Source organism: Yersinia frederiksenii ATCC 33641 (assembly GCF_000754805.1).
Classification (GTDB): Bacteria; Pseudomonadota; Gammaproteobacteria; order Enterobacterales; family Enterobacteriaceae; genus Yersinia; species Yersinia frederiksenii.
In genome coordinates this window covers 2890222-2904093 of the sequence record NZ_KN150731.1, presented here as the reverse complement: position 1 = coordinate 2904093, position 13872 = coordinate 2890222, and the positions used below count along the sequence as shown (strand labels likewise).

Genomic DNA, 13872 nt, shown 5'->3' with positions numbered 1-13872 from the left:
TCAAATAACAAAAACACCTTTGGTGTTGTAAGGTTAAGCCTCACGGATCATTAGTACTGGTTAGCTCAATGCATCGCTGCACTTACACACCCAGCCTATCAACGTCATAGTCTTTAACGTTCCTTCAGGGGGCTTAAAGCCCCAGGGAAGACTCATCTCGAGGCAAGTTTCCCGCTTAGATGCTTTCAGCGGTTATCTCTTCCGAATTTAGCTACCGGGCAGTGCCATTGGCATGACAACCCGAACACCAGTGATTCGTCCACTCCGGTCCTCTCGTACTAGGAGCAGCCCCTCTCAATCTTCCAACGCCCACGGCAGATAGGGACCGAACTGTCTCACGACGTTCTAAACCCAGCTCGCGTACCACTTTAAATGGCGAACAGCCATACCCTTGGGACCTACTTCAGCCCCAGGATGTGATGAGCCGACATCGAGGTGCCAAACACCGCCGTCGATATGAACTCTTGGGCGGTATCAGCCTGTTATCCCCGGAGTACCTTTTATCCGTTGAGCGATGGCCCTTCCATTCAGAACCACCGGATCACTAAGACCTACTTTCGTACCTGCTCGAGCCGTCACTCTCGCAGTCAAGCTAGCTTATGCCTTTGCACTAACCTCACGATGTCCGACCGTGATTAGCTAACCTTCGTGCTCCTCCGTTACTCTTTGGGAGGAGACCGCCCCAGTCAAACTACCCACCAGACACTGTCCTCACCCCGGATCACGGGGCCGAGTTAGAACATCAAACATTAAAGGGTGGTATTTCAAGGTTGGCTCCATGCAGACTGGCGTCCACACTTCGATGCCTCCCACCTATCCTACACATCAAGGCTCAATGTTCAGTGTCAAGCTATAGTAAAGGTTCACGGGGTCTTTCCGTCTTGCCGCGGGTACACTGCATCTTCACAGCGAGTTCAATTTCACTGAGTCTCGGGTGGAGACAGCCTGGCCATCATTACGCCATTCGTGCAGGTCGGAACTTACCCGACAAGGAATTTCGCTACCTTAGGACCGTTATAGTTACGGCCGCCGTTTACTGGGGCTTCGATCAAGAGCTTCGCCTTGCGGCTGACCCCATCAATTAACCTTCCAGCACCGGGCAGGCGTCACACCGTATACGTCCACTTTCGTGTTTGCACAGTGCTGTGTTTTTATTAAACAGTTGCAGCCAGCTGGTATCTGCGACTGGCTTCGGCTACGAGAGCAAGTCTCTTTACCTAATGCCAGCGTGCCTTCTCCCGAAGTTACGGCACCATTTTGCCTAGTTCCTTCACCCGAGTTCTCTCAAGCGCCTGAGTATTCTCTACCTGACCACCTGTGTCGGTTTGGGGTACGATTCAATGTTACCTGATGCTTAGAGGCTTTTCCTGGAAGCTTGGCATCAACTACTTCTGCACCGTAGTGCATCGTCATCACACCTCAGCGTTGATAAGCAACCGGATTTACCAGGTCACTCCGCCTACATGCTTAAACCGGGACAACCGTCGCCCGGCTAGCCTAGCCTTCTCCGTCCCCCCTTCGCAGTAACACCGAGTACAGGAATATTAACCTGTTTCCCATCGACTACGCTTTTCAGCCTCGCCTTAGGGGTCGACTCACCCTGCCCCGATTAACGTTGGACAGGAACCCTTGGTCTTCCGGCGTGCGGGTTTTTCACCCGCATTATCGTTACTTATGTCAGCATTCGCACTTCTGATACCTCCAGCAGACCTCACAGTCCACCTTCAACGGCTTACAGAACGCTCCCCTACCCAACAACACCTAAGTGTCGCTGCCGCAGCTTCGGTGCATGGTTTAGCCCCGTTACATCTTCCGCGCAGGCCGACTCGACCAGTGAGCTATTACGCTTTCTTTAAATGATGGCTGCTTCTAAGCCAACATCCTGGCTGTCTATGCCTTCCCACATCGTTTCCCACTTAACCATGACTTTGGGACCTTAGCTGGCGGTCTGGGTTGTTTCCCTCTTCACGACGGACGTTAGCACCCGCCGTGTGTCTCCCGTGATAACATTCTTCGGTATTCGGAGTTTGCATCGGTTTGGTAAGTCGGGATGACCCCCTAGCCGAAACAGTGCTCTACCCCCGAAGATGAGTTCACGAGGCGCTACCTAAATAGCTTTCGGGGAGAACCAGCTATCTCCCGGTTTGATTGGCCTTTCACCCCCAGCCACAAGTCATCCGCTAATTTTTCAACATTAGTCGGTTCGGTCCTCCAGTTAGTGTTACCCAACCTTCAACCTGCCCATGGCTAGATCACCGGGTTTCGGGTCTATACCTTGCAACTAGACGCCCAGTTAAGACTCGGTTTCCCTACGGCTCCCCTATACGGTTAACCTTGCTACAAAATATAAGTCGCTGACCCATTATACAAAAGGTACGCAGTCACACCACGAAGGTGCTCCCACTGCTTGTACGTACACGGTTTCAGGTTCTATTTCACTCCCCTCGCCGGGGTTCTTTTCGCCTTTCCCTCACGGTACTGGTTCACTATCGGTCAGTCAGGAGTATTTAGCCTTGGAGGATGGTCCCCCCATATTCAGACAGGATGTCACGTGTCCCGCCCTACTCATCGAGTTCACAGTAAGTGTGTTTTTGTGTACGGGAGTATCACCCTGTACCCTGCGACTTTCCAGACGCTTCCACTAACACACAGACTGATTCAGACTCTGGGCTCCTCCCCGTTCGCTCGCCGCTACTGGGGGAATCTCGGTTGATTTCTTTTCCTCGGGGTACTTAGATGTTTCAGTTCCCCCGGTTCGCCTTGCATGGCTATGTATTCACCATGCAATAGTGCAACGAATTGCACTGGGTTTCCCCATTCGGGTATCGTCGGTTGTAACGCTTCATATCAGCTTACCGACGCTTTTCGCAGATTAGCACGCCCTTCATCGCCTCTGACTGCCTAGGCATCCACCGTGTACGCTTAGTCGCTTAACCTCACAACCCGAAGGTGTCTTTCGACAACTTGCGTTGTGATTATTTGAGAGACTCTATTACAGGTTACTCCTTATCTCAGTACAGCTACGGAGAGATAAGTTTCAGCTGTAATGTTTCAATTTTCAGCTTGTTCCAGATTGTTAAAGAGCAATATTTCACAACCCACTGAGTCTTGCGACCGCAGTACGTTTTGAAATAGTTTTTTTATATGGTGGAGCTAAGCGGGATCGAACCGCTGACCTCCTGCGTGCAAGGCAGGCGCTCTCCCAGCTGAGCTATAGCCCCATATAAAAAGCAAAATCACCTTATTGCTGCAACTCAACAGGGAATGGTGAGTTGGTGGGTCTGAGTGGACTTGAACCACCGACCTCACCCTTATCAGGGGTGCGCTCTAACCACCTGAGCTACAGACCCAACAAGGTACTAAAGCCCGACTAATTTCTCAGCCCGGCCTTATTTGCTCGTTACTTTCTATCAGACAATCTGTGTGGACACTGCGCAATGCGTATCGTCAGGTAAGGAGGTGATCCAACCGCAGGTTCCCCTACGGTTACCTTGTTACGACTTCACCCCAGTCATGAATCACAAAGTGGTAAGCGCCCTCCCGAAGGTTAAGCTACCTACTTCTTTTGCAACCCACTCCCATGGTGTGACGGGCGGTGTGTACAAGGCCCGGGAACGTATTCACCGTAGCATTCTGATCTACGATTACTAGCGATTCCGACTTCATGGAGTCGAGTTGCAGACTCCAATCCGGACTACGACAGACTTTATGTGGTCCGCTTGCTCTCGCGAGTTCGCTTCACTTTGTATCTGCCATTGTAGCACGTGTGTAGCCCTACTCGTAAGGGCCATGATGACTTGACGTCATCCCCACCTTCCTCCGGTTTGTCACCGGCAGTCTCCTTTGAGTTCCCACCATTACGTGCTGGCAACAAAGGATAAGGGTTGCGCTCGTTGCGGGACTTAACCCAACATTTCACAACACGAGCTGACGACAGCCATGCAGCACCTGTCTCACAGTTCCCGAAGGCACCGAAGCATCTCTGCTAAGTTCTGTGGATGTCAAGAGTAGGTAAGGTTCTTCGCGTTGCATCGAATTAAACCACATGCTCCACCGCTTGTGCGGGCCCCCGTCAATTCATTTGAGTTTTAACCTTGCGGCCGTACTCCCCAGGCGGTCGACTTAACGCGTTAGCTCCGGAAGCCACGCCTCAAGGGCACAACCTCCAAGTCGACATCGTTTACAGCGTGGACTACCAGGGTATCTAATCCTGTTTGCTCCCCACGCTTTCGCACCTGAGCGTCAGTCTTTGTCCAGGGGGCCGCCTTCGCCACCGGTATTCCTCCAGATCTCTACGCATTTCACCGCTACACCTGGAATTCTACCCCCCTCTACAAGACTCTAGCTTGCCAGTTTCAAATGCAGTTCCCACGTTAAGCGCGGGGATTTCACATCTGACTTAACAAACCGCCTGCGTGCGCTTTACGCCCAGTAATTCCGATTAACGCTTGCACCCTCCGTATTACCGCGGCTGCTGGCACGGAGTTAGCCGGTGCTTCTTCTGCGAGTAACGTCAATGATTGAGCGTATTAAACTCAACCCCTTCCTCCTCGCTGAAAGTGCTTTACAACCCGAAGGCCTTCTTCACACACGCGGCATGGCTGCATCAGGCTTGCGCCCATTGTGCAATATTCCCCACTGCTGCCTCCCGTAGGAGTCTGGACCGTGTCTCAGTTCCAGTGTGGCTGGTCATCCTCTCAGACCAGCTAGGGATCGTCGCCTAGGTGAGCCATTACCCCACCTACTAGCTAATCCCATCTGGGCACATCCGATGGCGTGAGGCCCGAAGGTCCCCCACTTTGCTCTTGCGAGGTCATGCGGTATTAGCTACCGTTTCCAGTAGTTATCCCCCTCCATCAGGCAGTTTCCCAGACATTACTCACCCGTCCGCCGCTCGCCGGCAAAGTAGTAAACTACTTCCCGCTGCCGCTCGACTTGCATGTGTTAGGCCTGCCGCCAGCGTTCAATCTGAGCCATGATCAAACTCTTCAATTTAAGATTTGTTTGATTTGCTTAATTAAAAGCGATGCTCAAAGATTACTTTCTGCAAATATGCATTCGAACCGAAGTTCAAATGTGTACTGCTTTGGTCACTCTTCAAGACTTTGATATTACTTCTGCCTGCCGAAACAGGCTTCGATATCGTCTTGCGAGTGCCCACACAGATTGTCTGATAAATTGTTAAAGAGCGTTCGTTACCCGTTTGCCTTGCGGCGAATCTTACGGTAACGCGGGAGGCAGATAATACGCTTTCCCGCTGAAGAGTCAAGGTTTTCTTTTGTTTCTTTCGAAGTCAAAAGCGTTCTTTTCTCTTCCTGACCCGGCGAAGTATGTTTCGTTGTTCCCGGTCAGTGGAGGCGCATTATAGGGAGTTCCTGACAGCCTGCAACCCCTAATTTGAAAAAACTTTTCAACCGTGTTTTTTTTCAGCAAAAATGGGGTAAAAGGCCAGTTTTTAAACAATTATTAAGCTAAACATTCAGTACCAGAGCTAAACAGTAGAGTAAAATAGAAGTATAAGAAGACAGATAGGACAAAACACCATGCAACTAAATACCCAACAACAGGCCGCCCAGCGTAATCTTTCGTATCTGCTGGCCGAAAAGATTGGCCAGCGTATTCTCACAGGGGAATATGAAGCCGGTAGCATATTACCTGGCGAGATAGAGTTGGGAGAACAATTTGGTGTTAGCAGAACAGCTGTTCGCGAAGCGGTAAAAATGCTCGCAGCAAAAGGGATGCTATTACCCCGCCCACGGATTGGTACTAGGGTGATGCCGCAAGCAAATTGGAACTATCTCGATCAGGAATTACTCACCTGGTGGATGAACCGAGAGAATTTTGATGAAGTCATGCAGCACTTCCTTATATTAAGGAGGTCGCTCGAACCTCAAGCTTGTTCACTGGCAGCTATCAATGCTAATGAAAAGCAACGGGCGCTGTTAGCTTCATTAATAGAAGAGATGCGAGCACTGCATACTCAGTTTAATCGTGAACGATGGATTCAAGTAGATGCTCAGTTTCATCAATTAATCTATGAAGCCAGCGGCAATCCGTTTCTGACATCTTTCGCAAATTTGTTCAGTTCGGTTTATCACAGTTACTTTCGCGCCATTACCGGCGATGAGGTGATCAAGCTGCAACACCATCAGGACATTGTCGACACTATTCTGGCGGGTGACAGTCAAGGCGCTTTATTAGCCTGCCAAGTGTTATTAACAGAGAAAGGTTAACGACTAAATGTTATTTATATCTATCTATATAGATAGAGTATTTCTCCCAAGATAACCAGAACCAGGACGGACAATGATAAAATCTGCACGCAGCATGGCGGGCCTTCCCTGGATAGCTGCCATGGCTTTCTTTATGCAGGCTTTGGATGCCACCATACTGAATACGGCGCTCCCTTCAATAGCTGAAAGCCTTAACCGCTCGCCGCTGACTATGCAATCAGCCATTATCAGTTATACCCTCACGGTTGCCATGTTGATTCCGGTGAGTGGCTGGCTGGCAGACCGCTTTGGGACTCGACGTATTTTCATTGTGGCAGTGTCATTATTTACATTCGGGTCGTTTCTGTGCGCACTGTCAGATTCACTGGCGTTTTTAGTGACTTCCCGTGTGATTCAGGGCGTTGGTGGTGCGATGATGATGCCGGTTGCCAGGTTGGCACTTATCCGGGCTTATCCACGAAGTGAATTACTCCCCGTATTAAATTTTGTCACTATCCCCGGATTAATCGGCCCGGTAATGGGGCCATTATTGGGTGGACTACTGGTGACCTATGCCACGTGGCACTGGATTTTTATCCTTAATATCCCTATCGGTTTGTTGGGCATTTTTTATGCTCGTAAATACATGCCAGACTTCACCATGCCTAAACGCGCCTTTGATTTTATTGGTTTCCTGCTATTCGGCAGCAGTTTAGTCATGGTATCAGTGAGCTTGGAAATCATGGGGCGGCCTGATATCGCTGATTATCTCCCTGCCGCAACAATGGTCGGCGGTTTATTGATGCTGCTCTTTTATATATTCCATGCCAAAAACCACCCTAATCCACTGATTGGATTACCGCTATTTAAGACCAGAACCTTCTCTGTCGGGATTGCCGGTAACGTTGCGTCCCGTTTGGGCACCGGTTGCGTACCTTTCTTGATGCCATTGATGTTGCAGGTTGGTTTTGGTTATTCAGCAATTATTGCTGGTTGCATGATGGCCCCTACCGCCATTGGTTCGATGATGGCAAAATCTGTGGTGACGCAAGTATTGCGCTCGTTGGGTTATCGTAAAGTATTAGTGGGAGTCACGGTGATTATCGGCATCCTGATTGCTTTATTTTCATTGCAATCACCGGGCATGTCACCTTGGATGATGATATTGCCACTCTTTATATTGGGTATGGCGATGTCCACACAGTTTACCGCAATGAACACCATCACCCTGGCTGACTTAACGGATAATAATGCCAGCTCAGGTAACAGTGTTTTGGCAGTAACCCAGCAACTGGCCATTAGCTTTGGGGTGGCTATCAGCGCGGTTGTATTGCGGTTTTACGAAGGGTTAACCGTGGGCAATAATGTCGATCACTTCCACTACACCTTTATTACGATGGGTGTGGTGACATTACTTTCCTCTGCGGTGTTCTTATTACTCAAACCTAAAGATGGCAATAATCTTATTAAGGGCCGGATAGTGAAAAAAGTCACGCAGCCCGCAGAGAGCGAAGTTTAATGGGTGGTGACCGACCCACGCTCTACCAACTCGGGAGTGAGCGTCAGAACTTGAGGTTCCGCTTCCGGGTTATTTAGCCGATGAATAAGAGTATCAATGGCCAGTTCGCCAAGGGAGTCTTTGGGCTGATGAATGGTCGTCAGCGGTGGCGTCATATATTGTGCGATTTCGATATCATCGTAACCAATGACGGCCATATCTTGTGGAATTGATAACCCTGCTTGATGCAAAGCCTGATAAACCCCAACGGCCATGGCATCGTTGCTGGTAAAGACCGCTTCAGGCGGCTCAGCCAGTGCCAGTAATTGTTTCATGGCAACCAAACCGCCACTAAATTCAAAATCACTGGCAACTTCATACCCCGGCAGCACCGGTAAACCAGCGCGATCCATTGCTTGGCGGAATCCTTCCAAACGTTCTTTAGCCGGTGTTTTATCTTGTGGGCCCGCAATACAGGCGATGCGGGTATATCCTCTAGCAATCAAATATGAGGTTGCCATTTCCCCACCTAATAATGAGTTATCCTGAATAACGTCATTCACCCCTTCGAATGGAGCCCAGTCCATCATAATGATCGGCAGAGAAGGGTAGCAACGCAGAATATCTTGCGATGGGCGGTGGCTCTCGGTGCACATTAATAGCAAACCATCGACACGCTTTTGCATCAAAGTTTCAATGCTACGACTCATGCGGTCGATATCACCTTCGGTATTACACAGAATCAAGCTGTAGCCGCGCTCGTAACAACTGCGCTCTACGCCACGCACAACTTCGGCATAAAACGGGTTACTACTGGCAGTAACCAGCATGCCTATTGTTCGGGTTTGATTGAGTTTTAAACTCCGCGCCAGCGCAGAAGGGGCATAGTTGAGTTGCTTGATGGCTGCCTGCACTTTGTCGCGAATAGGATCGCTAACAAAACGATTTTTATTAATGACATGCGAGACAGTGGATGTTGATACGCCCGCTAAACGGGCGACATCTTTCATGGTGGTCAAAGTTATACCCGGTCTTGTAAGAAACTGTTGATCTCGGCCCGCCATGGAATGGAAGGTTGTGCACCGGGGCGTGTGACCGCAATAGCAGCCGCAGCATGGGCAAAACGAATGGCTAAAGCCATCGATTGACCCTCCAATAAAGCAGTCAATAATGCGCCATTAAATGTATCACCGGCAGCAATTGTATCCACCGCATTCACCTTAAACCCAGCGACCAATTGGCCTTTTCCTTGTTCACTGAGCCAAACGCCGCGGCTACCCAAGGTAATGATGACGGTCGCGATACCTTTATCATGCAAGATTTGCGCGGCTTTAGCTGCATCATCATTCTGCTCAATATGCACGCCGGTTAAGCGCTCAGCCTCGGTTTCATTGGGCGTTATCATATCCACCAGCATTAACAACTCATCTGGTAGCTCGCGAGCGGGGGCTGGATTAAGAATCACTTGGGTTTGATGCTGTTTTGCCAGTTTAGCGGCAGCGATAACCGTCTCAAGTGGTGATTCCAATTGCATTAGTAATGCATCAGCATCAATAACTTGCTGCTGGTAACGGTCAAGATATGCCGGTGTGACTGCCGAGTTTGCACCAGCATCAATACCAATGACATTCTCGCCCTCGCCGTTAACGAAGATCAGCGCAACCCCTGTTGTGGTACCGGCTACCGCCTCAATTGGCGCAGTATCAATATTATCGCTGGCTAACTGCCGACGTACCCGGTCACCAATATCATCTTCACCCACACAGGCAATAAACGCGATATTCGCCCCACTACGGCCAGCAGCAACCGCCTGATTAGCGCCTTTACCACCGAAAGCAACTTTATACTGCTTCCCGATCACCGTTTCACCTGGACGCGGAAACTGCTCAATATTCAGAATATGGTCGGCATTGATGCTACCCAAGACCACTAATTTACCTGTTTCCATCGTATTTATTCCTATGTACTTGAAGCTGCAGGGTTGTTAGCTACATTCGCTCACCCGAATCACTTACTTCAGTAAGCTCATCGGGATGAGTTCATTTGCTACCTACCTGCAACTCCAATTACCTTGGATTTATTAAATAATTATTCTTTAATGAATAACGTTATTGCTTAGTTACTAGCTTCAAGTCAACCGGGATAACCGCAGGTACTTTTTCGCCTTTCAATACTTTATCCGCAGTTTGTACCCCAATGACACCAATTTGATCAGGGCGTTGAGCGATGGTTGCGCCCATTTTTCCGCTTTCAACTGCTTTGATACCATCGTCTGTACCATCAAAACCAACCACTAACACATCAGTTTTGCCTGCAGTCTGCAAGGCACGCAGAGCACCTAAAGCCATTTCGTCATTCTGAGCAAAGACAGCTTGAACATCCGGGTGAGCCGTCAACAGGTTCTGCATAACGTTCAAACCCTTAGTGCGGTCAAAATCAGCAGGCTGGCTAGCTAACAGCTGGAATTTGTTCTTTTCCATCGATTGCTTAAAGCCTTCACCACGTTCACGGGCAGCGGAAGCACCGGCAATTCCTTCTAACTGAATCACTTTGGCATCGGTACCGGCTTTCTTAGCAATGAAATCACCCGCCATTTTGCCGCCGAAACGGTTATCAGATGCCACATGGCTCACGACAGTACCGGCGTTCGCCAAGCGGTCGAGGGTAATCACTGGAATATTGGCCTGATTCGCCATTTTCACGGCATTGCCGACGGCATCAGAGTCAGTTGGGTTAATCAACAGCAATTTAGTGCCGCGCACCGTTAAATCCTGCACGTTAGCCAGCTCTTTGGCCGGGTTGTTTTGGGAGTCCAATACCACCAGGTTGTAGCCAAGCTTATCCGCTTCTTTTTGTGCGCCGTCTTTCATTGAAACAAAGAACGGATTATTCAGCGTCGAAACTACCAGCGCGATGGTGTCTTTTGCTAGCGCGTTAGCACTTACGGTAGCGCTCAGTGCAACAACAGAGATCAATGTAGCCAGTTTCTTCATTTTCATGGTCGCAATTCCTGTAGGGAGAAAGGTTATTTGCTGCTTTTATTGTCTACCAACACCGCCAGCAGGATAACCACTGCTTTAACGATCATTTGGTAGTAGGAGGAGACACCCAATAAATTCAAACCGTTATTTAAAAAGCCGAGGATTAATGCGCCGATCAGGGTGCCAACAATCCGCCCTTTCCCCCCAGCAAGACTGGTACCCCCCAGAACGACGGCTGCGATGGCATCCAGTTCATAGCCGGTACCGGCTGTAGGTTGTGCTGACGACAAACGGGCAACTTCAATAATCCCTGCCAATGCCGCTAACAACCCACATAGTGAATAAACAATAATTTTAACTTTATCGACGCTGATACCAGAGAGACGAGTAGCTGACTCATTCCCCCCCAGTGCATAAATATAGCGCCCCAAGCGAGTGTGATGCAGCATGTACCAGGCAGCAATAAAGACAATCGCCATCAACCAGATTGGGGTTGGTACACCCAATGGGCGACCAATACCGAACCAACCAAAAGTATCGGCTACATCAGTAAAGCCGGTATTTACCGGGCTACCATTGGTATAAACCATGGTGACACCGCGCAATAACAGCATCATGACCAAAGTGGCTATAAATGCCTGTACTTTGCCTTTAGCAACAATCACCCCGGTGATGCCGCCAACAAACGCCCCCAATGCCAATGCCGCCCCCACGGCAACCAATGCATTAACTTCCAGCCCGACAATCGAGGCCGCCACCGCACCGGTCAGCGCCAGTAATGACCCTACCGACAGGTCAATCCCTGAAGTTAGAATAACCAGCGTCATCCCCACCGCCATAATGGCGTTAACCGAGGTCTGCTGGAGAATGTTAAACATGTTATTTAGCGTAAAGAAGTTCGGGCTTAGTGACGAAACCACAGCAATCAGCACCAGCAGCGCAATCAGTGATTTTTGTTCTAACAACCATTCTTTACTGAACCAGCGTTTTGTCTGGATAGTTTGGGAACTCATATCTGATCACTCCTACTCGGCTCTGTGCTGTATTGCTTGCCGACGGCAGCGGCCATCAACACTTCTTGGGTCGCCTGCTCAATGGAGAACTCGCCACTTAGCTGGCCTTCATGCATAACAAGAATACGGTCACTCATCCCCAGCACTTCTGGCATTTCCGAAGAAACCAAAATGATGCTCAGCCCTTCTTGTTTGAATTGGTTAATTAACTGATAAATTTCTTTTTTAGCCCCGACGTCCACACCACGGGTAGGTTCATCAAGGATCAATACTTTTGGCCGGGTCATCAAACCACGAGCGATAGCCACTTTTTGCTGATTACCACCGGATAACAAACCAATAGGTTGTTCCATGGATGGCGTCTTGATATTAAATAAACGAATGAAATCGGCTACCGCCAGCTGTTCGTCGGCATGTTTGAGGGAACCGCTGCTGCGGCTAAAATAACGTAATGCAGTCAAAGACATATTTTCTTTAACCGACATACCCAGCACCAAGCCATCCCGTTTACGATCTTCGGAAATATACACGATGCCATTAGCCAAACCGTCTTGTGGTGAATGAGTCACGACTTCGCGGCCATCCAACATGATGAAACCAGATTTACGCGGCAGCGCACCATAGATGATTTTCATCAGCTCAGTACGGCCTGCACCCATCAAACCCGCAACACCCAAAATCTCGCCACTATGGAGGGTGAAACTGACATTTTTTACCCCTGGTCCACATAGCTGTTTGACTTGTAAACGCTTTTCACCACGCGGTAAGTTCAGGCGTGGGTATTGTTCTTCTAACTTACGGCCCACCATCATTTCAATCAGTGAGTTTTCAGTCAGGCTGCTCACTGGTTTTTCCGCGATAAATTGCCCATCACGAAATACCGTGACGTCGTCGCAAATCTCAAAGATCTCTTTTAACCGGTGGGAAATATAAACAATGCCGCGACCTTCCGCTTTCAGCTCTCTGATAACGTTAAATAAAGAGGCGGTTTCGGTATCGGTCAATGCATCTGTTGGCTCATCCATAATGATGACTTTGGATTCAAAGCTCAGCACTTTGGCGATCTCCACCATTTGCTGGTCACCAATGGAAAGCTCACCCACCAGCCGATGGCTGCTGTAGCTGATATTAAGGCGGGCTAGCAGTAAATCAGCTTCGGCATACATCTTTTTCCAATCGATGCCGCCAAAACGATTAATGAATTCACGCCCTAAAAAGATATTTTCTGCGATGGTTAACTGCGGGATTAGGTTAAGTTCCTGATGAATAATGCCGATTCCCGCTTCTTGCGAGTCTTTTGGGCCATTAAACACCACTTCTTTACCCAAGAAATGCTGACTGCCGGCATCTTTACTGTAGATGCCGGTCAGCACTTTCATCATGGTCGATTTTCCAGCCCCATTTTCGCCCACCAGAGCCATAACCCTGCCAGGATAGACACTAAGTGCAGCACCGGAGAGTGCTTTGACGCCGGGAAAGGCTTTATCAATCCCTTTCAATTGCAGCAAAGGTTGCATAAATGCCTCAGAAAGTTACGCCGGAGCAGAGAATGATGTTAGCAAAGGGGGAACATTCCCCGCTACGAATCACTGCCCGGCTTTGTTTGGTTTGCTCTTTAAAAGCCTCATGGCTGATATAGCGCAAAACAATTTGGTTTCCCTGATGTTGTTCAAGTTGTGTGAGTTGGGCGAGTAACGCTTCATGGAGCTGCGGATTATTTTTAACAATCTCTTCCGCGAGGTAGGCACTCTCAACCTGCATCTCTTGCGTTACCACCTCAAGAACCTGGAGGAAACCAGGAACGCCTCGTGTCAGTGCCAAATCGATACGTGTGGTGGTTGCCGGTATTGGCAGCCCCGCATCACCTATCACCAGCTGATCGGTATGACCCAGACGGGAGATAACAGCAGAAATATCAGAATTCAGTAATGCGCCTTTTTTCATTTTCTACTCCAACAGCGAAACGTTTCGCTGATACTGAGTTTAGAAAAATAGCAGCAGAAGGCAAATCCAATTTGACGAAAATGTGATCGCCATCGAAACGTTTCGCTGAACCAATGGAAAATCAAGATGGTTGCTGTGGCAGTAATGTCCACCCAGACAGAACTAGCAATATCACAGCCATAAACTGATTATTCAGGCTAGCAAAGCCACAAGAAACTGTCTGG

General features: G+C 49.1%; 8 protein-coding genes, 2 tRNA genes and 2 rRNA genes. 2 read left to right on the top strand and 10 right to left on the bottom strand.

Annotated features, from left to right (window positions below):
• Window positions 1-29: 29 nt before the first annotated feature.
• The 4 genes from DJ58_RS08940 to DJ58_RS08955 form a co-directional block, all read right to left on the bottom strand.
• A 23S ribosomal RNA gene (locus DJ58_RS08940) occupies window positions 30-2936 on the bottom strand.
• A gap of 209 nt (window positions 2937-3145) precedes the next feature.
• A tRNA-Ala gene (locus DJ58_RS08945) sits at window positions 3146-3221 on the bottom strand.
• Window positions 3222-3273: 52 nt separating this feature from the next.
• A tRNA-Ile gene (locus tag DJ58_RS08950) sits at window positions 3274-3350 on the bottom strand.
• Between the two features lie 102 nt (window positions 3351-3452).
• Window positions 3453-4995, bottom strand: a 16S ribosomal RNA gene (locus DJ58_RS08955).
• The 16S and 23S rRNA genes sit together here with 2 tRNA genes alongside, the layout of an rRNA operon.
• A 548-nt stretch (window positions 4996-5543) precedes the next feature.
• Between DJ58_RS08955 and DJ58_RS08960 the strand changes: the two genes are divergently transcribed.
• Complete coding sequence (locus DJ58_RS08960) at window positions 5544-6233, top strand: FadR/GntR family transcriptional regulator (protein WP_004707359.1); 690 nt, start codon at window positions 5544-5546, stop codon at window positions 6231-6233.
• Between the two features lie 73 nt (window positions 6234-6306).
• On the top strand, window positions 6307-7731 hold the full coding sequence (gene mdtD, locus DJ58_RS08965; protein ID WP_004707358.1) for a multidrug transporter subunit MdtD: 1425 nt from the start codon (window positions 6307-6309) through the stop codon (window positions 7729-7731).
• Here mdtD and rbsR read toward each other — a convergent pair.
• From rbsR to rbsD, 6 genes are all read right to left on the bottom strand, one after another.
• Complete coding sequence (gene rbsR / locus DJ58_RS08970) at window positions 7728-8729, bottom strand: ribose operon transcriptional repressor RbsR (protein ID WP_032910601.1); 1002 nt, start codon at window positions 8727-8729, stop codon at window positions 7728-7730. The genes mdtD and rbsR overlap by 4 nt on opposite strands.
• Before the next feature lie 2 nt (window positions 8730-8731).
• Entirely contained in the window at window positions 8732-9658 is a 927-nt protein-coding gene (gene rbsK, locus DJ58_RS08975; RefSeq protein ID WP_004707357.1) for a ribokinase, read from the bottom strand.
• A gap of 160 nt (window positions 9659-9818) precedes the next feature.
• On the bottom strand, window positions 9819-10709 hold the full coding sequence (gene rbsB / locus DJ58_RS08980; RefSeq protein ID WP_004707356.1) for a ribose ABC transporter substrate-binding protein RbsB: 891 nt from the start codon (window positions 10707-10709) through the stop codon (window positions 9819-9821).
• Window positions 10710-10735: 26 nt separating this feature from the next.
• Window positions 10736-11704 (bottom strand): ribose ABC transporter permease, encoded by a 969-nt coding sequence (rbsC, locus tag DJ58_RS08985; RefSeq protein ID WP_032910600.1) that lies wholly within the window; start codon window positions 11702-11704, stop codon window positions 10736-10738.
• The gene (gene rbsA, locus DJ58_RS08990) at window positions 11701-13221 is read right to left on the bottom strand and encodes a ribose ABC transporter ATP-binding protein RbsA (protein ID WP_004707354.1); all 1521 of its coding nucleotides are present in this window, start codon (window positions 13219-13221) and stop codon (window positions 11701-11703) included. Before rbsA ends, rbsC begins: the two co-directional genes overlap by 4 nt.
• A 7-nt stretch (window positions 13222-13228) precedes the next feature.
• Window positions 13229-13648, bottom strand: a complete 420-nt coding sequence (rbsD, locus tag DJ58_RS08995; protein ID WP_004707353.1) for a D-ribose pyranase — start codon at window positions 13646-13648, stop codon at window positions 13229-13231.
• Between the last annotated feature and the right edge of the window lie 224 nt (window positions 13649-13872).